The following is a 22,804-nucleotide window of genomic DNA, read 5'->3' as shown; positions in this document are numbered from 1 at the left end:
CGACGACGGTCCTCCACGGAATGCCTGGCGACGAGACGGAGGCCTGCAGCCCGCTGTCCGGGCGGCAGGCCTCCACCTCGGTACCGAGGGCGGTCAGGCGTTCGCGACCAGCCCCAGCTCCGCGACGCTCGCGAGCCCCTCGTGCCGGGGCACGATCCGCACGGTGTACCCGAACGCGCCCGACGCCTCCAGGCGCACGGCCCGGGCGAACGCCGCCCGCCCGCCCTCGTAGGTCTCGGCGAGCTCGAGCGGCTCGGCCGTGAACGACTCGATCACGTCGGCCTCCGTCACCCGCCCGTGCACCACCTGCACCTCGACGTCGTCGGGCGACAGGTTCCCGAGCGACACGTAGGCCCGCACGGACAGGAGGTCGCCGACCTGCGGCACCTCGCGGACCCCGCTCGACTCGACGTGGTCGACCCGTACGTGCGACCAGTCGCCGCGCACGTGCTGCTTCCACTCGGCGAGCTCGCGCGCAGGCCCGAACCCCGGCCCGTTGAGCGTGCGCCCCACGACCGCGGCGGGCCCGTACAGGCGGTGCACGTAGTCGGCGACCATGCGCGTGGCCTGGACCTTCGGTCCCAGGGTCGCGAGCGTGTGCCGCACCATCTGGAGCCAGCGCACCGGCACGCCCCGCTCGTCACGGTCGTAGAACCGGGCCGCGACCTGGGTCTCGACGAGGTCGTACAGCGCGGCCGCCTCGAGGTCGTCCCGCCGGTCGTTGTCCTCGACGCCGTCGGCCGTCGGGATGGCCCAGCCGTTCTCGCCGTCGTACCACTCGTCCCACCACCCGTCGAGGATCGACAGGTTGAGACCGCCGTTGAGCGCGGACTTCATGCCCGACGTGCCGCTGGCCTCGAGCGGGCGCAGCGGGTTGTTGAGCCACACGTCGCAGCCCGGGTACAACGACTGCGCCATCCCGATGTCGTAGTTCGGCAGGAACACGATGCGACCGCGCACGTCGTGCTCGTCGGTGAACCGGACGAGCTGCTGGATGAGGCGCTTGCCCTGGTCGTCGGCGGGGTGGGACTTGCCGGCGACGACGAGCTGGACGGGCCGCTCGGGGTCGAGCAGCAGCGAGCGCAGGCGATCCGGGTCGCGCAGCATGAGCGTGAGGCGCTTGTAGGTGGGCACGCGGCGCGCGAACCCGATGGTCAGGACGTCGGGCGAGAGCGCGTCGTCGACCCAGCCGAGCTCGGCGGGGCTGGCCCCGCGCTCGCGCCAGGACCTGCGCAGCCGGTTGCGGGCCTCGTCGACGAGCTGCCCGCGCAGCTCGCGGCGCATGCCCCACAGCTCCTCGTCGCTCACCCGGGCCGGGTCGAGCCATCCCGACGACGCCGTGTCGGCCGTGAGCTCGTCGAGCCCCAGCCGGTCCGCCTCGAGCGCCGCCATCCGGGGGTCGACCCAGGTGGGCGAGTGCACGCCGTTGGTCACGGACGTGATGGGGACCTCGCGCGCGTCGAAGCCCGGCCAGAGCCCGTTGAACATGCCGCGGGAGACCTCGCCGTGCAGGAGCGAGACGCCGTTGGCGCGCCCGCCCAGGCGCAGTCCCATGACGGCCATGTTGAAGACCGTCGGGTCGCCGCCCTCGTAGTCCTCGGCGCCGAGCGCGAGGACCTGGTCGAGGTCGATCCCGGGGATCTGGTTGTCTCCGCCGAAGTACTGCGAGATCAGGTCACGGCCGAACCGGTCGATGCCCGCGGGCACGGGCGTGTGCGTGGTGAAGACGGTCGCGGCCCGCACGGCCTCGAGCGCCGCGTCGAACGAGAGCCCTTGACCGGCCACGAGCTCGCGGATGCGCTCGACGCCCAGGAACCCGGCGTGGCCCTCGTTGGTGTGGTAGACCTCGGGCTCGGGGGCCCCGGTCAGCCGCGACCACACGCGCAGCGCGCGCACGCCGCCGACGCCGAGCAGCAGCTCCTGCTGCAGGCGGTGCTCGCCGCCGCCACCGTAGAGGCGGTCGGTGACCTTGCGGGCTGCCTCGTCGTTGCCCGGCACGTTGGAGTCGAGCAGCAGCAGCGGCACCCGGCCGACCGCCGCGACCCACACGTGCGCGTGCAGCACGCGCCCGCCGGGCAGGTCGATCGAGACGCGGGCGGGCGTGCCGTCGTCCTCGCGCAGGATCGTCAGCGGCAGGCCGTCGGGGTCGAGCAGCGGGTAGGTCTCGACCTGCCAGCCGTCGCGCGTGAGGGACTGGCGGAAGTAGCCCGCGCCGTACAGCAGCCCGACGCCGACGATGGGCACGCCCAGGTCGGACGCGCTCTTGAGGTGGTCGCCCGCGAGGATGCCGAGCCCGCCCGAGTACTGCGGCAGGACCGAGGTGATGCCGTACTCGGGCGAGAAGTAGGCGATCGCCGCGGGGAGCTCCTCGCCGCCCGCGACCTGCTCCTGGTACCAGAGGGGGTCCTGCAGGTAGCGGTGCAGGTCTGCCGCTGCCGCGCGCACCCGGTCGACGAAGACCTGGTCGGCCGCGAGCGCCGCGAGGCGGTCGGGACCGAGCGCCCCCAGCAGCGCGACCGGGTCGCGCTTCACGGACTCCCACAGTTGCGGGTCGATGCCGGAGAAGAGCTCGCAGGTCGGGGTGTGCCAGGACCAGCGCAGGTTGAGGGACAGCTCGTCGAGGTCGTGCAGCTCGGCGGGCAGGACGGTGCGGACGGTGAAACGTCTGATCGCTCTCACGGGACCGACAGTACGCAACTGCGGGCCGCTGTACACCCTCTACCCACCAGGTGCTCCCGGCGGCCGGTGCGTCTTTCACCCGTGCGTCGGGCGGCCGGGCTCCGCGGGTTGCGCGCCACACCAGCCCAGCACGTGCCGGACCTCGGTCCCGCTCGATACGTTGTGCACGTGCCTGAGAACTCCACGAGCCCTGTGACCACCGCGTCGGCGGCCCGACCGACCGCCCCCTCGATCGTGTCCCCCGCCGCTCCGGCGACCGTTCCCGCTCCCCCGACCGCCCCGGCCGCCCCGATCGGGCGCATCCCGGTCCTCGAGGTGTCGCCCGTGGTCGAGGGCGGTCGCTGGCCCGCGAAGGCCGCGGTCGGCGAGGTCGTCCCGGTCGAGGCCACGGTGTTCCGCGAGGGGCACGACGCCGTCGCCGCGACCGCCGTGCTCGTCGCCCCCGACGGCACGGACCACTCGTGGGCACGCATGGTCGACGTGGCCCCGGGGCTCGACCGCTTCCGCGCGACGCTCTCGCCCGACGCGCCGGGCGCCTGGTCGTTCCGGGTCGAGGCGTGGTCCGACCCGTACGGCACGTGGGCGCACGACGCCGCGATCAAGGTCGCGGCAGGCGTCGACGTCGAGCTCATGCTGGCCGAGGGGGTCGCGCTCTTCGAGCGCATCAGCGCCGTCGCAGGCCGGGAGCCGCAGGACGCGAAGACCCTGCGCGACGGCGCAGCAGCCCTCGCGGACGCCTCCCGCCCCTCCCCGGCGCGGCTCGCGGCAGCCCTGTCCCCCGAGGTGCGCGAGGCCCTGGGGCGCGCTCCCCTGCGGGACCTCGTGACGCCGTCGGGCACGTACCCCCTGCAGGTGGACCGGCCGCAAGCGCTGGCCGGGGCCTGGTACGAGATGTTCCCCCGTTCCGAGGGCGCGCGGCGCCTCAAGGACGGGACCTGGAGGTCCGGGACGTTCACGACGGCCGCCAAGCGACTGCCCGCGATCGCCGCGATGGGCTTCGACATGGTCTACCTGACGCCCGTGCACCCCATCGGGACCACGCACCGCAAGGGCCGCAACAACTCGCTGACCGCGCTGCCGGGCGACCCGGGGTCGCCCTACGCGATCGGCTCGAAGGACGGCGGGCACGACGCGATCCACCCCGAGCTGGGCACCGAGCGCTCGTTCAAGGCGTTCGTGAAGGAGGCCCGCCGCCTGGGCATGGAGGTCGCGCTCGACCTCGCGCTCCAGTGCTCGCCCGACCACCCGTGGGTCACCGAGCACCCCGAGTGGTTCACGACGCGCGTCGACGGCTCGATCGCCTACGCCGAGAACCCGCCCAAGAAGTACCAGGACATCTACCCGCTGAACTTCGACAACGACCCGGCGGGCATCTACGCCGAGGTGCTGCGCGTGGTGCGGGTGTGGATCGCGCGCGGCGTCACGGCGTTCCGCGTCGACAACCCGCACACCAAGCCCCTCCCGTTCTGGGAGTGGCTGCTGGCCGAGGTGCGCGCGACGAACCCCGAGGTGATCTTCCTGTCGGAGGCGTTCACCAAGCCCGCGATGATGCACACGCTCGCGCGCATCGGGTTCCACCAGTCGTACACGTACTTCACGTGGCGCAACGAGAAGACCGAGCTCGCGGAGTACCTGACCGAGGTCTCGGGGCCCGCAGGGAGCTACATGCGCCCCAGCTTCTGGCCCACGACGCACGACATCCTGCCGCCCTACCTCCAGCACGGAGGGGTCGCGGGATTCGCGGTACGGGCCGTGCTCGCAGCGCTCGGCTCGCCCACGTGGGGCATCTACTCGGGCTACGAGCTGGTCGAGAACGTGCCGCGCCCCGGCGTCGAGGAGCAGATCGACAACGAGAAGTACGAGTACAGGCCGCGCGACTGGGCGCTCGCCGAGGAGATCGGCATCTCGGCCCTCCTGACCCGCCTCAACGAGGTGCGACGCGAGCACCCCGCGCTGCGCCAGCTCCGCAACCTCACGGTCCACCCCACGACCAACGACCACGTCCTCGCGTTCTCGCGGCACCTGCCCGAGCGCGTGTCGCCCACGGGGGCGGTCGAGCCTGCCGACACCGTGATCGTGGTCGTGAACCTCGACCCGTGGGGCACGCAGGAGTCGATGGTCCACCTCGACCTCGGCGCGCTGGGGCTGGACGCCGAGCAGCAGTTCGTGGCGCACGACCTGCTCTCGGGCGCCTCCTACGGCTGGGGCCGGGACGTCTACGTCAAGCTCGTCCCGCAGGAGCAGGTGGCGCACGTCATCCACGTGAGGACGCCATGAGCAGCTCCCCGTACTCGGGCGGCCCCGCGGCAGGCCCGGGCGTGCGGGCGACCGGCCCGGCTGCGGGCCCGGCCCCCGTGGCCCCGACCACCGCCCCTCTGCCGGTCGGCGCGCTGCCACCGCGACGCCAGCCCGCGGCTCCGCTCGCCCAGCGCTCGGGTCTGTCGTCCGACCCGTCCTGGTACAGGACGGCCGTGTTCTACGAGGTCCTGGTCCGCGCGTTCTCCGACTCGTCGGGCGACGGCTCGGGCGACCTGCGCGGGTTGATCGAGCGCCTCGACTACCTCCAGTGGCTCGGGATCGACGCCCTGTGGCTGCCGCCCTTCTACCCGTCGCCCCTGCGCGACGGCGGGTACGACGTCGCGGACTACACGGCGATCGCGGGGCAGTACGGCACCATGGCCGACTTCACGGAGCTCATCGCGGAGGCGCACTCGCGCGGCATCCGGATCGTGATCGACCTGGTCATGAACCACACGAGCGACCAGCACCCGTGGTTCCAGGCGTCGCGCGCCGACCCCGAGGGCCCGTACGGCGACTTCTACGTGTGGAGCGACGACAACACGCGCTACGAGGACGCCCGCATCATCTTCGTGGACACCGAGACGAGCAACTGGACGTTCGACCCGGTGCGGCGCCAGTACTTCTGGCACCGGTTCTTCTCGCACCAGCCGGACCTCAACTTCGAGAACCCGCGCGTCGCGGACGCCATGCTCGACGTGACGAGGTTCTGGCTCCAGGTCGGGGTCGACGGGTTCCGGCTCGACGCGGTCCCCTACCTGTTCGAGGCCGAGGGCACCAACTGCGAGAACCTGCCCCAGACGCACGCGTTCCTGCGCCGCGTGCGCGAGATGGTCGACACCGAGTTCCCGGGCCGGATCATCCTCGCGGAGGCGAACCAGTGGCCGGCCGAGGTCGTCGACTACTTCGGCAGCGAGGACGCACCCGAGTGCCACATGTGCTTCCACTTCCCCGTCATGCCGCGCATCTTCTACGCGATCCGGGACCAGCGGGCCAACCAGGTCGTCGACATCCTGCGCGACACCCCGCCCATCCCGGCGGGCGCCCAGTGGAGCACGTTCCTGCGCAACCACGACGAGCTCACGCTCGAGATGGTCTCGACCGAGGAGCGCGCGTCGATGTACGGCTGGTACGCGCAGGACCCGCGCATGCGCGCGAACGTCGGCATCCGTCGACGCCTGGCGCCGCTGCTGGACAACTCGCGCAAGGAGATCGAGCTCGCGCACGCCCTGCTGCTGTCCCTGCCCGGCAGCCCGTGCCTGTACTACGGCGACGAGATCGGGATGGGTGACAACATCTGGCTCCCGGACCGGGACGCCGTCCGCACGCCCATGCAGTGGACGCCCGACCGCAACGCGGGGTTCTCCACCGCGGACCCGGGCAAGCTGTACCTGCCGCCGATCCAGTCGCTCGTGCACAACTACGGCAACGTCAACGTCGAGGGGCAGCTCGCGCAGCCGACGTCGTTGCTGCACTGGGTCCACGGCATGCTCGCGGTGCGCAGGCTCCACCCGGCGTTCGGGGCGGGCGAGCAGGTCACGCTCGAGACGGACAACGAGTCGATCCTCGCGTTCCTGCGCCGCAACGAGGCCGAGACCATCCTGTGCGTCGCGAACATGGCCGCGACCGCGCGCACGGCCACCGTCCACCTGCCCCAGTACGCGGGCGCGACGCTCACGGACGTGTTCGGCGGTGCACCGTTCCCCTCGGTGGGCGAGGACGGCGACGTCGTGATGACATGGGGCTCGAGGGACTTCTACTGGCTCACGGTGTCGTAGGAGGCCACCGACCTGCCCGGCAGAAGGAGCTGACGTGGTGCCGAAGACCGTCTCGTCCCCGCCCGTCGCGGCCGGCCGTGGGCCGCTCGGGCCGGCGCAGCGCGTCGCGGTCCCGGACGCGCGGCTGCTCGGGCTCCTCGACGCGTGGCTGCCCGCGCAGCGCTGGTACCCGGTCAAGGGGCTCGTGGTGCGCCACGTGCCGTGGATGAGCTTCGCGCTCTCGGACCGGTGCACGCTGCACCTGCTGCGCATCGTGGGCGAGGGGGTGGACCTCGTGATCCAGGTCCCCCTCGTCCTGACCCCTGCGGGTCCCCTCCCCGGCCCCGCGGGCCCGGGCGGGGGCGGCGCGGGAGGGACCGGGGCGCGCCCGTCCGGCACGTCCCGCACGCCCGTGCCGGGCCTCGTCGGGTTCGTGCCGAGCACCCCGGGTGGTCGCGGCGGCCCGGACGCGCCGCTCGCGGTGCACGACGGCGCCACGCACCCCGACCTGTGGGCGGCTCTCCTGGGGTCGCTCGAGCGCGCGAGGGACCCGGGTGCCGTACCGGGCGGTGCGGGCGCGCTGCTCGTGGACCTGTCCGGCGCCCGCCCGGTCGGTGGCGAGCAGTCGAACTCGTCGGTGGTCCTGCCGGCGACGGCGGGCGGCTCGATCCTCAAGATCCTGCGGACCGTCGCGATCGGCCCGAACCCCGACGTCGTGGTCCCCGCAGCGCTCGCCCGGGTGGGCTGGACCGGTGTGCCGCGACCGCTCGGCTGGGTCGAGGCCGGGTGGGGTGCGCTCGACGTGCCGTCGGGCGCGCCCGCGCTGGGCCCCGACCGGACCGCGCACCTCGCGATCCTCAGCGAGCTCGTGACGGACGCCCGCGACGGGTTCGAGCTCGCGTGCGCGTACGCGGCCCAGGACTCCTCGTTCGCGGACCTCGCGGCGGACCTCGGCCGGACGCTCGCGAGCATGCACCGGGCGCTGCGCGTGGCCCTTCCCACCGGTCCCCCGCTCGAGGCGGGCTGGCTGCTGGACGACCTGCGCCGTCGGGCCCGTGAGGCCTGCGCGTCCTCATTGCCGCTCGGGCGGCGCGCCGACCAGGTCGAGGCGTTCCTCGACGGGGTGTCCGACCGCCTGGCCCGCGAGGACGCGCCGCCGCCCGTGCTGCAGGCGATCCACGGCGACATGCACCTGGGCCAGGCCCTGCACGCGCTCGGGGACGGGTGGAAGGTCCTCGACTTCGAGGGCGAGCCCCTGCGACCCGTGGCCGAGCGCACGCGCCCGGACCTGCCGTTGCGCGACGTCGCGGGGATCGTGCGCTCGCTCGACTACGCGGCGGCGGTCGGCGGGGCACGCTCACCCCGGTGGACGACGACGGCGCGTACCGCGTTCGTCGAGGCGTACCGCCGTGCGATCGGCGAGGACGACGGTACCGCCGGGCTCTCGGACGCGACGACCGAGGCGATCCTGCGCGCGCTGATCCTCGACAAGGCGCTGTACGAGGTCGTGTACGAGTCCCGGAACCGGCCCGCGTGGGAGCCCATCCCGCTCACGGCCGTGGACCGGTTGCTGGGCGGGCGGTAGGGCTCCCGCGCGGCACGTCCCGGCCGGGCCGGCCGGGCCGCGCCGCGGCGTGCCGGTGCCGGCGGCCGCGCCGGGACCGCCCGGTCACCAGGCATGATGGTGCCGCGGTTCGACGACGACCCCTCACCTCTCTGGAGCTTCCCCGTGACCTCGGCCCCGGCCTCTGCAGACCTCGTGCCCCCGACGATGACAGCGCTGACATCACCTACCGTCCCGGGGCCGGCCCCGGCGGGACCGGCCGCGACCCGCCGCGAGCTGCACACGGGGTGGACCGTGCGCGCCGTCGCGGGCCCCGTCCCCGCCCACCTCGCGGACCGCCTGCGCGCCCCGGTGCCAGCGACCGTCCCGGGCGTCGTCCACACCGACCTCCTCGCGGCCGGGCTCGTCCCCGACCCGTACCTCGACGACAACGAGCACGTCCTCGCGTGGATCGGTCGCTGCGACTGGGAGTACCGCACGACGTTCGAGTGGGCCCCCGACGGCCACGAGCGCCACGACCTCGTCGCCAACGGCCTCGACACCGTCGCGACCGTGACCCTCAACGGGCACGTGCTCGCCGAGACCGCGAACCAGCACCGCACCTACCGCCTGCCGGTCGACGGGCTCCTGCGCCCCGGCACCAACGAGCTCGTCGTCCGGTTCTCCTCACCGCTCGCGTACGCCGCGGCGCAGAACCTCGCCATGGGCTACCGCCCCCACACCAACCCCCACCCGTTTAACGCGATCCGCAAGATGGCGTGCAGCTTCGGGTGGGACTGGGGGCTCGAGACCGCGACGTCGGGCATCTGGCGGCCGCTCGCGCTCGAGGCGTGGTCGGGCGCGCGGCTCGCGACCGTGCGGCCCGTCGCGACCGTCGTCGACCCCGGCACCGCGGTACCGGCCGACCAACCCGTCCCCGGCCGCCTCGCCGTGCACGTCGACGTCGAGCGCTCGCCCGGGCACGACCGTCCCGACGGTCCGCAGCACGCCGACCTCCACGTCGCCGTCCACGTCGACGGGCTCGTCACGACCGCCCGGGTCCCGGCCGGGGAGACGTCCACGGTCGTCGACGTCGACCTCCCGGTGGTGCGCCGGTGGTGGCCGCGCGGGTACGGCGAGCAGCCGCTCTACGAGGTCGCGGTCGAGCTCCTCGCCACTCCCGGGGCCACCGAGCCGTCCGACGGGAGCGCGCCGCCGTCGGGCGCGAGCCCGGCGCACGAGGCGCGCCCCGCCGTCGGGCCCCTCGACGTGCGGCGCCACCGCGTGGGCTTCCGCACCGTGCGCCTCGACATGCTCCCCGACGAGCACGACGGCGAGCCCGGCACGTCGTTCGTGATCGTCGTCAACGAGCGGCCCGTGTTCGTGCGCGGCGCCAACTGGATCCCCGACGACGCGTTCCCGCACCGCGTGACGCGCGAGCGGTACGCGGCACGCATCACCCAGGCAGAGCAGGCGAACGTCAACCTGCTGCGCGTCTGGGGCGGCGGGATCTACGAGGCCGACGACTTCTACGACCTGTGCGACGAGCGCGGCATCCTCACGTGGCAGGACTTCCTGTTCGCGTGCTCGACGTACGCCGAGGAGGAGCCGCTGCGCGGTGAGGTCGAGGCCGAGGTCCGCGACAACGTGGTGCGCCTGGCCCCGCACCCGAGCCTCGTGCTGTGGAACGGCAACAACGAGAACCTGTGGGGCTTCCACGACTGGGACTGGCAGCCGCGCCTCCAGGGCCGCACCTGGGGCCTGGGGTACTACACCGAGCTCCTGCCCGCGCTGCTCGCCGAGCTCGACCCGGGGCGCCCGTACACGCCCGGCAGCCCGTGGTCGGGCACGCTCGACCTGCACCCCAACCTCGACGCGCACGGCTCGGTGCACGTCTGGGACGCCTGGAACCGCAAGGGCTACGAGGTGTACCGCGACCACGTCGCGCGCTTCGTCGCCGAGTTCGGCTGGCAGGGCCCACCCACGTGGTCGACGCTGCGCGACGCCCTGTCCGACGACCCGCTCACGCCCGAGTCCCCCGGGATGCTCGTGCACCAGAAGGCCGCGCAGGGCAACGACAAGCTGACCGACGGGCTGCTCCCCCACTTCCCGCTGCCCGACGACATGGACGACTGGCACTGGGCCATGTCGCTCAACCAGGCGAACGCCATGACGGTCGGGATCGAGCACATGCGCTCGTGGAGCCCGCGCTGCGCGGGCGCGGTCGTGTGGCAGCTCAACGACTGCTGGCCCGTCACGTCGTGGACCGCGGTCGACGGCGCGGGCCGCGCCAAGCCCACGCTGTCCGCCCTGCGGCACGCGTACCGGGACCGCCTGGTCACGGTCCAGCCCCGTCGGCCCGACGGCGGCGCGCCCCTCCCCGACGGCCCCTCGGCCCTCGCGGTGGTCGTCGTCAACGACTCGCCGGACCCGTGGAGCGGGACGCTCGTCCAGCGGCGCGTGCGCTACGACGGGACGGTCCTCGCGGAGGCGGGCACCGCCGTCGGGCTCGCGCCGCGCGAGACGCGCACCCTCCTGCTGCCCGACGACGTCGCGTCCGCCGCGAGCACGCGCGACGAGCTGGTCGTCGCGACCCTGGGCGACGAGCGCGGGCTGTGGTTCTTCGCGGAACCGCGCGACAGCGCCCTGGTCGACGACGGGCTGGACGTGGCGGTGCGGGAGGTCGCCTCGGGCGTCGAGGTGCCGCAGCCCGTGCCAGGGTCGATCCGTGGGCCCGCCCCGGACGCCGGACCCGGCGTGGGCCACCGGTACGAGGTCACCGTGACGGCACGCACGCTCGTGCGCGACGTGACGCTGCTGGTCGACAAGGTGCACCCCGGCGCGACCGTGGACGACCAGCTCGTCACGCTCCTGCCCGGGGAGCGGGCCACGTTCACGGTGTCGGTCCCCGCGGCGCTCGGCCCCGAGGCGCCGGTCTCGCTGACCGCGCGCCGGGTGCTGCGGACCGCGAACCAGCTCGTCGCGGGGCCCTCGGCGCAGGCCGTCGCGCGATGAACCGAGCCCCGCGACGTCCCCTCGGACCCCGGCACGCCGCAGCCGTCCACCCCGCCGCGGGCACCGTGCGGCGCGGCTGGCCGCACGCGCTCCCGCGACGTGGAAAGGTTGGGCCATGACCGGGTCATCGACACCTCCGAGCAGCTCCCACCCACCGCTCCCCGTGGTGCCGGCCGATCCGGCCGTGCTCGCGGCCGTCGCCCTGGGCCGGGCGGCCGACCCGCACGCGGTGCTGGGCCCGCACCTGACCGCGGTGCCCCTCCCCGGGGGACGGACCGGCGCCGCCGCCACGGTCCGCGTGCTGCGCCCGCTCGCCGACGAGGTCACGATCGTGACGCTGGACGGCGAGTTCGCCGCGACGCACGAGCAGGACGGGATCTGGTGCGCAGTCGTGCCCGCGGCCGTCGACGAACCCGTCGTCGGCGCCGACGCGCCGGTCCTGCACGCCCCCGACTACCGCGTCCGCGCTCGCTACGGCGAGACCTCGACCCTCCTCGACGACCCGTACCGCTTCCTGCCGACGCTCGGCGAGATGGACCAGCACCTGATCCGCGAGGGCCGCCACGAGGAGCTGTGGACCGTCCTCGGCGCCAACCCGAAGGTCTACCCGAGCGCGCTCGGCGAGCCCGGGACGGCCGGGACGACGAGCGGCACCGCGTTCGCGGTCTGGGCCCCCAACGCCCGCGCGGTGCGCGTCATCGGCGACTTCAACCACTGGCAGGGCAGCACCCACGCCATGCGCACCCTGGGCAGCACGGGCGTGTGGGAGCTGTTCGTGCCGGGCGTCGCTCCCGGCGCTCTCTACAAGTACGAGATCCTCACCGCGGGCGGCGCCTGGCTCCAGAAGGCGGACCCCCTCGCGAAGGGCACGCAGGTCCCGCCCGCCAACGCGAGCGTCGTGGTCACCTCGGGGCACGAGTGGACCGACGACGCCTGGATCGCCGGACGGTCCGGGCGGGACCCGCACTCGGGCCCCGTGAGCATCTACGAGGTGCACCTGGGCTCGTGGCGCCAGGGGCTGAGCTACCGCGAGCTCGCGGAGCAGCTCACCGCGTACGTCCTGGAGACGGGCTTCACCCACGTCGAGCTCATGCCCGTGGCCGAGCACCCCTACGGCGGCTCGTGGGGCTACCAGGTCACGAGCTACTACGCGCCGACGTCGCGGTTCGGGCACCCCGACGACTTCCGGCACCTCGTCGACACCCTGCACCGGGCCGGGATCGGCGTGATCCTCGACTGGGTCCCCGCGCACTTCCCCAAGGACGAGTGGGCCCTCGCGCGCTTCGACGGGACCCCGCTCTACGAGCACCCCGACCCCCTGCGCGGCGAGCAGCCCGACTGGGGGACGTACGTGTTCGACTTCGGCCGCAACGAGGTGCGCAACTTCCTCGTCGCCAACGCGACGTACTGGTTCGAGGAGTTCCACGTCGACGCCCTGCGCGTCGACGCCGTCGCGTCGATGCTCTACCTCGACTACTCGCGCGGCCCCGGTCAGTGGCACCCCAACGTGCACGGCGGGCGCGAGAACCTCGAGGCCATCGCGTTCCTCCAGGAGACCAACGCGACGGCCTACCGGCGCACGCCCGGCGTCATGATGATCGCCGAGGAGTCCACGGCCTGGCCCGGCGTGACACGCCCCACCGACCAGGGCGGCCTGGGGTTCGGCCTCAAGTGGAACATGGGCTGGATGAACGACTCGCTGCGCTACGTCGCGGAGGAGCCGATCAACCGGCGCTACCACCACCACGAGATCACGTTCTCGATGGTCTACGCCTACTCCGAGCAGTTCGTCCTGCCCATCAGCCACGACGAGGTCGTGCACGGCAAGGGGTCGCTCTACGGCAAGATGCCGGGCGACGACTGGCGCAAGCGCGCGGGCGTCCGGTCCTTCCTCGCCTACCAGTGGTCCCACCCGGGCAAGCAGCTGCTGTTCATGGGGTGCGAGATCGGCCAGCACACGGAGTGGAACGAGGCCGCGAGCCTCGACTGGGCCGGCCTCGCCGACCCGGGCCGGGCCGGCGTCCAGCGCCAGGTGCGGGACCTCAACGACCTCTACCGGCGCACGCCCGCGCTGTGGGCCCTCGACCACGACCCCGCCGGCTTCGAGTGGCTCGACGCCGAGGACGGCGACCACAACGTCGTCGCGTACCTGCGCCGGGACGCCGCGGGGAACCAGGTCGCGGTCGTCGTGAACTTCGCGGGCACCCCGCACGAGGACTACCGGCTCGCGCTGCCGCAGGGCGGCGCGTGGCGCGAGATCCTCAACACCGACGCCGAGGTCTACGGCGGCTCGGGCGTCGGGAACCTGGGAGAGGTCCGGTCGGAGCCCCATCCGTGGAAGGGGCGCGCGCACTCCGCGACGCTGCGCGTGCCCCCGCTCGGGGCGCTCTTCCTGGAGCCCGTCTGACCTCGACGTCCCCGGGGGAACCCACGGGGACGTCCCGTGCACGACGGCGGCCGGTCACCTCGTGAGGGGACCGGCCGCGGTCGTGCAGCGTGCGCGGGCGTCAGTACAGGTTGATCGCCAGGAGCTGTCGGGCCTTGCCCACCCGGGGGTCGGCCGGGCCGAGGATCTCGAAGTAGTCGACGAGCCGGCGGCGCAGCGTCTCCTTGTCCTCGGCGCTCGAGCCCGCCAGGAGGTCGAGCAGCCGCCCGAACGCGTCCTCGACCTTGCCGCCGAGGATGTCGAGGTCCGCGACGTCGAGCTGCGCCTGGAGGTCCGTGGGCCGTGCCGCCGCCGCCTCGCGCGCGGCCTGCAGGTCGAGGTCACGCGTGCGGCGCAGCAGCCCGACCTGCGCGAGCCCGGCCGTGGCCAGGTGGTCGCGGGGGTCCTGCTTGATGGCCTTCTCGTAGGCCGCGACGGCCGCGTCGAAGTCGTCGCGCTCGATCGCGTCGTACGCCTCCTGGTGCAACGGGGGCAGCTCGGGCTCGGGGGCCACCTGCTCCGCCGGCGCCTCGCTGTCGGCCGGGGCCCCCTGGGCGGGCGCACGTCCCGTGACGCCGTTGCCCTCCGCGATCTGCAGCACCTGCTGCAGGACCGCACGGATCTGGTCGCCCGCGGCGGCGCCCTGGAAGAGCGGGACCGGCTGGCCGCCGACGATCGCGACGACCGTCGGGACGCTCTCCACCTGGAACGCGGCGGCGATCTGCGGGTACGTCTGCGCGTCCACGCGCCCCAGGAGGAAGCGCCCGCCGAACTCGTCGGCGATGGTGCCGAGCTCCGTGCCCAGCTGCGCGTTGGCCTGGTCCGTCGGGATCCAGAGCAGCACCACGACGGGATACTGCGTCGAGTCCTGGACGAGGTGCGGGAACGACTCCTCGGTGACGTCCACGACGTAGCCGCCGGCCTCCGGCGCTCCACCGGGGGTCCCGGGCGGCGGGGCCGACGGACGGTTCAGGGACGACAGGTCGACGGCGCCGCGCACGTCGAAGTTCGGCTGCTGGCTCGGTTGGCTCATGGCTACATCCTATGAAGAATCCGGTCGCCCGCCGTGCGGCGGGCGACCGGAGCTGCCGATGGTGCGGACGGCGACCGGCCCCGGGGGGACCCGGTCGTCAGGCGGTCGCGACCGAGGTGGCCACGTTCTCCATCCCCAGCACCTGGATCCCGGTGGTCGCGCCCGCGGGCGGGATGTACATCGCGACCATGGTCGTGTAGCCCACGTTGAGCACGTTCGTCGCCGGGGTGGAGCCGAAGATCGCCTTCTCGGTCTCCGAGCCCGGTGCGATGGTCCCGCCCGCCTCGACCGTGCGCGTCTCGAGGGCCGACAACCCGGCCACGACCATCGCGCCGCCGTCGGCCGTGCGCACGGCACGGGCCTGATCGGGCATCGGTGTGAAGGTCATGGTCATGGTGCCCTCGGCCTTGGCCAGCTCCGTCATCTGCAGGGTCGCGTTGCTCGCGACCCACGCGCGCAGCGGGTCCTCCGCGAACGACGCGGCGAAGGCCGAGCCCGTCCCGAGGGTCAGGACGTCCGCGTACTGCGCCACGGCGTCCGCAGGGGTCACGAGGAGGGACGAGTCGTCCATGGGGACGGCCTCGCTGCCGACCGCAGCGCCCGCGAACGTGGGGAGGGTCGCGCTCGGGAAGAGGCGGACCCATGCCCACAGCTTGTAGGGGTCGCGGGCCGTGCCCTGCTCGTACGCCAGGAGGCGCGGGGACTGGAGGTCCTCGGGCTGGACCGTCACGGCGTAGGCCTGGCGGGGCCAGGTGTCCGTGGTCGTGATGATGTCCTGCTGGACGTCGGTCGGCAGCTGCGTGATCAGGCTGCCGTCGCCTCGCGCCGCGGCGACCGCGAGCTGGCTCGTGCGGAGCGAGAGCGCCGGGCCGGCGAGGCGGCTGCTGAGCTGGGAGGCGTCGTTGGTCGCACCGGCCTGCTCGAGCGCGGTCCCGACGGCCGTGCGCACCTCGGCCATCTGGTCGGTGGTCAGTGCGGGGACGGCCTCGCTGGGCGTCGGGTCGGGGTCGGGGGCGGGCAGCGGCGAGGTGCAGCCTGCGAGCAGGAGCGCACCGGCCACGGCACCGACCACTGCGGCCGTGCGGGTCGCGGAGCGGCGAGTCGTTCGCATGCTCATCGGTCTCCTCCGGTCGTGTCGGGGGTCTGGGACGGGTCGTCGTCGGACGTGGGTGGGGCGGCCTGCGTCTGGCCGAATCCCCAGGCCTGGCGCCAGGCGTCCGCCCGGGCGGCCGACCCGCCGTCGGCGCCCGCCTGCGGGTCGGTGGTGGGCGCGGGCACCACGGGCTGGGCCGCGGTCGCGTTCTTCTGCCGGCCGGGCACGACCGGGATCTGACCGGTCATCCACCGGGCGGCGCGTGGACGCTGGGAGCGTGCGGTCTCCTGGGAGGCGAGCTCGGACTCGATGCGTTCCCGCTCGGCCTTCTCCCGCAGCTCACGACGGGTCAGGCCCGCTGTCGCGACCGGCGCCGCGACCTGCTGGTGAGAGGTCGCGTCCGTGCCGGGCGCCGGGTCGGAGGCCGGCGGCGTGCCGGGCGCACCGTTCGTCGCCCCGCGGGAGCCGCCCCCCGTGCGCTTCGTGGTCGGCTTCGAGGAGCCGTCCTTCTTCTTCCTGCCACCGACGAACGAGACGACGCCGATCGCGAGCCCGGCGAGCAGGAGCAGCGTGCCACCGGCGATCCCCGGCCACTGCCACGGTGTCGAGACCTCGCGCGCCCAGGTCAGGGTGACCACGGGCGAGGCGGGGTCCTCGCCCGTCCCGGCGGCGAGCAGGCTCCACCGACCGGGGCGGTCGGACCAGCGCAGGCTGACCTCGCCGGCGCCCGCGGCCTCGGCGAACCACATGTCGGACCCCGCGGGGTCCACGCCGACGACGGGCGTCTCCACGGTGGCTTCTCCCGCGGGGACCTCGCCCTCCGCAGGGGTCTCGCCCTCCGCAGGGGTCTCGCCCTCCGCAGGGGTCTCGCCCTCCGCGGGTGCCGCCGCGACGGACCGCGTCGAGAGCGTCTCCCAGTCGGTGAGGCCCGTGATGACCGAGTGCGCGTCGGCGCCGACCCATCCCTCGACGTCGACCTCTCGCCCGATCACGAGCGTGACGGGCTTGTCGTCGGGGGTCTTGGCCGTGACCGTCACGTCACCGGCGACCATGTCGAGGACGCCGGGCTCGGAGAGGACCAGGGGCGACGAGCCGTCGGCGGAGGTCGAGGCGACCACCGTCTCGCTCTCGCGCCAGATCGTCGCCGAGGCGACCCCCGTGCCGATCCCCACCAGGCCGAGCACGATCAGGCCGGCGGCCAGGATTCGTTGAAGCACCGAGTTTCCCTTCGTCATGGACAATCCACAATAGAGGCGAACACACGTCTGGATCGAAAGTTCGCCGGATGGCGACGATCGCCCCAGACTCTTCACCAAGTCCTCGCGACACCCTGACGGTACCTATTCCGGGTATTCAGGACACAGCCAGGCCACGTATCCTGGTGGACGATCCACAGGTCGGGCTGCCGGTGACGCGCCGGCACCCCTCGCCCGACCCCCATGCTGGTGTGGACCAGCCCAAGGCGGAAGGTCGACCCGTGTCCGACGAACGCACACTGTTCCCCATCACCATGCGCGGCTACGACCGCATCATGGTGGAAGGCCAGCTGGCCAAGCTCGAGAAGGACCTCGAGGAGTCCCGACAGCGCGCGCAGGCGGCAGACGCCAAGGCCGCTCAGCTCACGTCGGACCTCCAGGACGCCCAGCGCCAGCTGCGCGAGTCCGACCGTCCGTCGTACGCGGGCCTCGGCTCGCGCATCGAGCAGCTCCTGCGGTCGGCCGAGGAGCAGTCCGCGGACATCCTGGCCCAGGCCAACGCCCAGGCCGTGGACATCATGTCCCGCGCCAAGGTCGCGGGCGGGCAGATCCGTTCGCGTGCTGAGAACGAGGTCGCCGAGCTGCTGTCGAACGCTCGTCGCGAGGCCGAGGAGATCCGGTCCACCGCCGCCGCGGAGACCGAGAGCACCCTGGTCGGTGCGCAGCGTCGCGCCGAGGAGTTCGTGGGTTCCGCCGAGCGTGAGGCCGCCCGGATCCAGAGCGCGCTGAACACCGAGGAGAGCGAGCGTCGTTCGAGCCTCGAGCGCGAGCTGGGCACCCTGCGCGCCCAGGTCGAGCGCGAGACCACCGAGCTGCGCGTCGCGACCGAGCGCGAGACCGCCGAGCTGCGCGCCCGGGTCTCGGCCGAGACCGCCGCGATGCGCGAGGCCGCCGAGCGCGAGACCACCGAGCTGCGCGAGACGACGCGCCGCGAGGCGGAGCGTCAGGTCGCGGAGGCCAAGCGGGCCGCGTCGGAGGCCGCGAACGCCGTGACGACCGAGATGGAGGAGCTGCGCGAGAAGGCGCGCACAGCCCTCGCCGAGGCCGAGCTGGACATCGCCCGTCGCCGCGAGGAGGCCGAGCTCGAGAGCGCGGCACGCCACCAGGTCGCCAAGGAGGAGACCGACAAGCTCGTCGCGACGGCCGAGGCGCACGCGTCCGACGCCGAGGCCCGGGTCGTCTCGGCGCTCGAGCAGGCCGAGAAGGTCCGCACCGAGTCCGACGAGTACGTCAAGGAGGTCATCGCGACCGCCCGGCACAACGCGGACCGCGTGGTCGCCGAGGCCCGCGAGTTCGCCGAGCAGACGGTCGGGGACGCCAAGGCCGAGGCCGAGCAGCAGCGGGCCGCGGCTCAGCGCCAGCTCGAGGACCTCACGCGCCAGCACGAGTCGATCAACACGTACCTCGACGAGCTGCGTGGGCTCCTGGGCGACAGCGACGCGGTGGCCGCCAAGGCCAAGGGCGCTCCCCCGGCCGCGATCGCGGGCACGCCCGCGCAGCGCGCCCGCGCAGCCAACCTCATGACGGCCGAGTTCCCGCAGGTCGAGGCCGCGGAGTCGGAGGGCGAGGGGCAGGACCGTCCCGCCGAGCAGCCCGAGGCCTCGGCCCGCACCAAGGGCTGAGGACCATGACGACCGACGGCGACGGCACGGGGCGCACGGCTCCCGGGTCGTCGCCGTCGCCGCGTCCGGAGAGGGACGGCGACCGTGGTGGCGCCGCCGGTCCTCGGGCTCCGGCGACCGACGGGCCCGACGACGTCGCCGCCTGGCGCGCCCGGCGCACCGAGGCCGCGGCGCACCAGGCCGCCGAGCTCGAACGACGGCGTGCGCTGGAGTCCGCCGAGGCCGCGGTCCTGCTGCGGGAGTTCGTCGCGGAGGCCCAGCGCCGGGGTATCGCCCCGGTACCGCTCCAGGCACGCTCCTACGCGGGCGACGCGACGTACCGGACCCGCACGCTCGGCTGGTACCTGCGCAAGAACCGGACGCTCGCGGTCGGCACCGACGGATCGTTCTACGTCCTGAGCGTCCCGGGCGGCCTCTCGGCGCGTCTGCGGGGTGCGGTCCTCACAGCGTCGGACCCGCCGCTGGTGCTCGGCAAGGGCGGCCGCGACGGCGAGTCCATCTCCCTCGCCGACGCCCTCGCGCTCGTCCTCGAGCGCGGCTGACGGCGCCGCAGGCTCCCTCCGGCCCGACGGGTCGCGTGCTCGCACGGTCGACCGTGCGAGCTCGCGACCCGTCGGCGGGGCCGCTGCGTCAGCCCTTGGCGGTCGCCCAGAGGTCGCCGAGCGCGTTCGCCACGGCTGCCGGTTCCTCGACCGCGCTCATGTGCCCTGCGGACTGCACCAGCACGAGCGACGTCCCCCGGGCCGCGGCGACCATGTGCTCGGCCGCCTCGACAGGGGTCAGGGTGTCCTCCTCCCCCACGACCACGGTGACCGGACCGGCGAAGTCGGCCAGGACCTGGGTGCGGTCCGGGCGGGCGGCCATGGCACGCTGGGCCCACGCGACGCCGTCGGGCCGCTGGGAACGGATCCACTCCTCGAGGCGGGCCGTGAGCGCAGGGCGCGCGACCTTGCTCGTGGCCCCGAGGAGCGCACCCGGCATGCCCAGCACGGGGTCCACCGTGGCGCTGCTCGTGACGGCCTCCGCGATGCGCAGGCGGTTGGCCCGCGCCTCGTCGGTGTCGGCCGTGGACTTGGTGTCGACGAGGCCGAGCGCGACCGCGAAGCCCGGGTGGCGCTCCGCGACCGCGAGCGCGACGTAGCCGCCCATCGACATGCCCACGACGACCGCACGCTCGACGCCCGCGGCCCGTGCGGCGGCGACCACGCCGTCCGCGGCGGCCTCGATCGAGGCGGGCTCCGCGCCCAGCGGGCTCTGCCCCGCGCCGGGAAGGTCGACCGCGAGGACCGTGACGCCGCTCGGGAGGGCCGCGGCGACGTCGAGCCACATGCGGTGGTCGAACGGGAAGCCGTGCACGAGCAGCACGGGCAGCCCGTGCCCGTGCCGCAGGGTGTGGAGGGCGAGGCTTCGATCGGTCGTGGTCATGGTTCCTGTCCCGTCGTCGATGGCTGGACGTGCGTGCGGCTCGCGTCGTAGGAGGCCTGGTCGGAGGCCTCGGTGTCGGTCCCGGTCTCGGTCTGCGCGTCCCACGTCGTGGGCAGCGGCACGGGGAAGCCGGGCAGGACGTGCGCGACGATCTCGTCGAGCACGCGGCGGACCGACGGCTCCCCGACCCACAGGTGCTTGGCGCCCTCGACCGCGATGACCTCGGCCTGGGGCACGCGCGCGAACCGGCGGCGCGCCTCGTCAGGGCGCAGGTAGTCGTCGAGCTCGGGGACCAGGACCACGAGCGGCTTGCCGAACGCAGCCCAGCGGTCGAGGTCCTCGTCGGTCGCGCGGTGCAGGGGCGGCGACAGCAGGATCGCACCCTCGATGCCCGGGTCCGTGCCGTGCTTGAGCACGAGCTCGGTCCCGAACGACCAGCCCACGAGCCACCGGTTCGGCAGGTCGTGGAACTCGGCGAGCTCGATCGCGGCGGCGACGTCGAAGCGCTCGGCCTCGCCGCCGTCGAACGCCCCCTCGCTCGTGCCGCGCGGCGACGACGTGCCGCGCGTGTTGAAGCGCAGCACCGCGAGGTCCGCGAGCGCCGGCAGGCGCCAGGCGGCCTTGCGGTAGACGTGGGAGTCCATGTAGCCACCGTGCGTGGGCAGCGGATGCAGCGTGATCAGCGTGCCCGACGGCGTCGCGTGCGCGGGGAGCGCGAGCTCGCCCACGAGGGTCAGGCCGTCCGCGGTGTGCAGCTCGACGTCCTCGCGGCGGGCGGGCAGGACCGTGAGCGAGCGGATCGGGGCGCCGTGCTCGGCCGGTCGGCCCTCCGGGGCCGTGGGCGGCTCGGCCTGCGGGGTGGCCGGCTGCTCGGGGGCGGACGGTGCAGGGGGCTCGTCGGGGCGGTCGGTCGCGAGGTCGGGACGGTGCGCGTTCATCACGACCGAGCCTAGCCGCCGGCTCCTCCGGACGACGGCTCGGCGACGGACGGGGCGCCGGACAGGTGGTCCGGCACGAGACAGGTGGCTGCGTCGCGCCGGGAGCACCCGTCTCGCGCGGGAGCACCCGTCTCGCGCGAGCGTCAGCGCCGGCGCTCGCGGGCCGCCCAGCAGCCCGCGTGCCAGTGCCGGCGGTCCTCGAGCGCGGACTCCGCGCCGAACAGCGAGTCCTTGGCCCAGGCGACCACGTGGCTGGTGCCGGGCGGGATCGTCTGGCGGCACCCGGGGCACACGTAGGACTTGTCCCCGGACCGCACGGTCCGCACCGACCACTCGCCGTCGGGACCGGACTCCGAGCGCAGGCCACCGAGGGCGCGCCCCAGGTCGAGGGGGGCGGGCTCTGCTCCCCAGGGTCTGCGGCGGGAGGGGCGTTTCGACGGCATCCGTCCATTGTCCCCCGGCCGGAGGGCGCTCGGGCCGGGTGCGCCCGGGCAGAGGGGCGGGGCCGCACAGCAGCCGTCCGACGCCCGGGCGGCCCCGGTCGGGCCCGGGCGGGCCCGGGCCGACCCTTGGCGGACGACCCGTGGGAGCATCTCCCAGCGGCCTCTCAGAGAGTGCCGTTAGAGTTACCTGGCCTGCAACCCGTGCTCGGTCCGTGTTCGCTCCCGGTCGTGCGCGGAAACCCCCGACCGAAGGATCCTTGTGAAGCTCCGTACCTCTCGCGGCCTGGTCGCGATCGCCCTGGGGACCGCCCTCGTCCTCTCCGGCTGCGCCAGCGGCAACGACGGCGGCGCCAGCCCGTCGCCCTCCGAGTCCACCGGCTCCGGCATCCCGACTCCTTCGGCTGCGGACGTCGCTGCGGTCGAGGCCATCACCGTGACCGGCGACGCCGGGGCCGAGGCCACCCTGGAGTTCGAGCCCGGGCTCGAGGTCTCGGCTCCCACGACGCGGATCGTGAACGAGGGGACGGGTGAGGAGCTCGTCGAGGGCAACCAGGTCACCATGCACTTCGTGTCCTACAACGGCGCCGACGCCGCCAAGGCCGGGGAGTCGACGTGGGCGACCGACTCGCCGCAGTCGTTCACCCTGGGCGACCCGCAGTTCGACCTCCTGAACCCTGAGCTGATCGGCCAGAAGGTCGGCACGCGCATGCTCCTCGCCAACCCGATCGAGGACGCCGACGGCGTCACGACGGTCATCAACCTGGTCGAGGTCGTCTCCACCAAGGAGATCCCGACGCGCGCCGAGGGCGAGGCCGTGACCCCGGCCGACGGGCTGCCCGTCGTCACGCTCGACGACTCGGGCAAGCCGAGCGTCGAGATCCCCGAGGGATACACCGCGCCGACCGAGCTCGTGGTGCAGCCCCTCATCAAGGGGTCCGGTCCCGAGGTGACCGCCGACAGCACGATCACCGCGCACTACGCGGGGTACACGCTCGACGGCGAGCAGTTCGAGGCCTCGTGGGACTCCGGCACGCCCGCGAGCTTCCCGCTGACCGGCGTCATCCAGGGGTGGACGCAGGGCCTGGCGGGCCAGACCGTCGGCAGCCAGGTGCTGCTCGTCATCCCGCCGGCGCTCGCCTACGGCTCGGCAGAGGGCCACGAGCTCCAGGACGAGACCCTGGTCTTCGTCGTGGACATCCTCGACGCCTCCTGACGTCCGTGATCCGCTGACGGCTCCGCGGTCGGGCATCGCGCGAAGGGCCACCTCCCGTTCCGGG

At 73.9% G+C, this 22,804-nt stretch carries 15 protein-coding genes; 8 read left to right on the top strand and 7 right to left on the bottom strand.

Going from position 1 to position 22,804, the window contains the following annotated elements; genetic code table 11:
• Window positions 1-93 precede the first annotated feature (93 nt).
• Window positions 94-2,679 (bottom strand): alpha-glucan family phosphorylase, encoded by a 2,586-nt coding sequence (glgP, locus tag NHG27_RS12485; protein WP_497016506.1) that lies wholly within the window; start codon window positions 2,677-2,679, stop codon window positions 94-96.
• 168 nt (window positions 2,680-2,847) lie between these two features.
• On the opposite strand from glgP, the gene NHG27_RS12480 reads away from it, so the two are divergent.
• The 5 genes from NHG27_RS12480 to glgB all read left to right on the top strand — a co-directional run bounded on the left by NHG27_RS12480 (window position 2,848) and on the right by glgB (window position 13,699).
• Entirely contained in the window at window positions 2,848-4,956 is a 2,109-nt protein-coding gene (locus tag NHG27_RS12480; RefSeq protein WP_497016505.1) for an alpha-1,4-glucan--maltose-1-phosphate maltosyltransferase, read from the top strand.
• Complete coding sequence (treS, locus tag NHG27_RS12475; protein WP_497016504.1) at window positions 4,953-6,755, top strand: maltose alpha-D-glucosyltransferase; 1,803 nt, start codon at window positions 4,953-4,955, stop codon at window positions 6,753-6,755. The genes NHG27_RS12480 and treS overlap by 4 nt, the downstream gene beginning before the upstream one ends.
• A gap of 34 nt (window positions 6,756-6,789) precedes the next feature.
• Window positions 6,790-8,319 carry a phosphotransferase gene (locus NHG27_RS12470; RefSeq protein WP_321575530.1) on the top strand — a complete coding sequence of 510 codons (1,530 nt, stop codon included), beginning with the start codon at window positions 6,790-6,792 and terminating at the stop codon, window positions 8,317-8,319.
• Window positions 8,320-8,463: 144 nt separating this feature from the next.
• Window positions 8,464-11,292, top strand: a complete 2,829-nt coding sequence (locus tag NHG27_RS12465; RefSeq protein ID WP_497016503.1) for a glycoside hydrolase family 2 protein — start codon at window positions 8,464-8,466, stop codon at window positions 11,290-11,292.
• A 115-nt stretch (window positions 11,293-11,407) separates the two neighbouring features.
• Window positions 11,408-13,699, top strand: coding sequence for a 1,4-alpha-glucan branching protein GlgB (gene glgB, locus NHG27_RS12460; protein ID WP_497016502.1), 2,292 nt, complete (start codon window positions 11,408-11,410; stop codon window positions 13,697-13,699).
• Window positions 13,700-13,799: 100 nt separating this feature from the next.
• Here the strand turns inward: glgB and NHG27_RS12455 are convergent, their stop codons facing one another.
• From NHG27_RS12455 to NHG27_RS12445, 3 genes are all read right to left on the bottom strand, one after another.
• The gene (locus NHG27_RS12455) at window positions 13,800-14,750 is read right to left on the bottom strand and encodes a co-chaperone YbbN (protein WP_497016501.1); all 951 of its coding nucleotides are present in this window, start codon (window positions 14,748-14,750) and stop codon (window positions 13,800-13,802) included.
• A 97-nt stretch (window positions 14,751-14,847) separates the two neighbouring features.
• Window positions 14,848-15,861: a DUF8094 domain-containing protein gene (locus tag NHG27_RS12450; protein ID WP_227748927.1), complete on the bottom strand. Its 1,014-nt coding sequence runs from the start codon at window positions 15,859-15,861 to the stop codon at window positions 14,848-14,850.
• Between the two features lie 2 nt (window positions 15,862-15,863).
• Window positions 15,864-17,078 carry a hypothetical protein gene (locus tag NHG27_RS12445; protein ID WP_497016500.1) on the bottom strand — a complete coding sequence of 405 codons (1,215 nt, stop codon included), beginning with the start codon at window positions 17,076-17,078 and terminating at the stop codon, window positions 15,864-15,866.
• Window positions 17,079-17,320: 242 nt separating this feature from the next.
• On the opposite strand from NHG27_RS12445, the gene NHG27_RS12440 reads away from it, so the two are divergent.
• Both NHG27_RS12440 and NHG27_RS12435 read left to right on the top strand, forming a co-directional pair.
• Window positions 17,321-18,721, top strand: coding sequence for a coiled-coil domain-containing protein (locus NHG27_RS12440; RefSeq protein WP_193721568.1), 1,401 nt, complete (start codon window positions 17,321-17,323; stop codon window positions 18,719-18,721).
• Window positions 18,722-18,726: 5 nt separating this feature from the next.
• The gene (locus NHG27_RS12435; RefSeq protein ID WP_227748928.1) at window positions 18,727-19,263 is read left to right on the top strand and encodes a hypothetical protein; all 537 of its coding nucleotides are present in this window, start codon (window positions 18,727-18,729) and stop codon (window positions 19,261-19,263) included.
• Between the two features lie 88 nt (window positions 19,264-19,351).
• On the opposite strand, the gene NHG27_RS12430 is transcribed toward NHG27_RS12435, so the two are convergent.
• The 3 genes from NHG27_RS12430 to NHG27_RS12420 all read right to left on the bottom strand — a co-directional run bounded on the left by NHG27_RS12430 (window position 19,352) and on the right by NHG27_RS12420 (window position 21,527).
• Entirely contained in the window at window positions 19,352-20,146 is a 795-nt protein-coding gene (locus NHG27_RS12430) for an alpha/beta fold hydrolase (RefSeq protein WP_497016499.1), read from the bottom strand.
• A complete protein-coding gene (locus NHG27_RS12425) occupies window positions 20,143-21,084 on the bottom strand; it encodes an alpha/beta hydrolase (protein WP_497016498.1) in 942 nt (313 codons plus the stop codon). Before NHG27_RS12425 ends, NHG27_RS12430 begins: the two co-directional genes overlap by 4 nt.
• A gap of 143 nt (window positions 21,085-21,227) precedes the next feature.
• A complete protein-coding gene (locus NHG27_RS12420) occupies window positions 21,228-21,527 on the bottom strand; it encodes an Rv1322 family protein (protein ID WP_193721436.1) in 300 nt (99 codons plus the stop codon).
• A gap of 259 nt (window positions 21,528-21,786) precedes the next feature.
• Between NHG27_RS12420 and NHG27_RS12415 the strand changes: the two genes are divergently transcribed.
• Window positions 21,787-22,740: an FKBP-type peptidyl-prolyl cis-trans isomerase gene (locus NHG27_RS12415; protein WP_193721435.1), complete on the top strand. Its 954-nt coding sequence runs from the start codon at window positions 21,787-21,789 to the stop codon at window positions 22,738-22,740.
• Window positions 22,741-22,804 lie beyond the last annotated feature (64 nt).

The organism is Oerskovia sp. 140933, assembly GCF_059651515.1.
The sequence above is the reverse complement of the archived record's forward strand: the minus strand, read 5'-3'. Positions and strand labels throughout refer to the sequence as shown.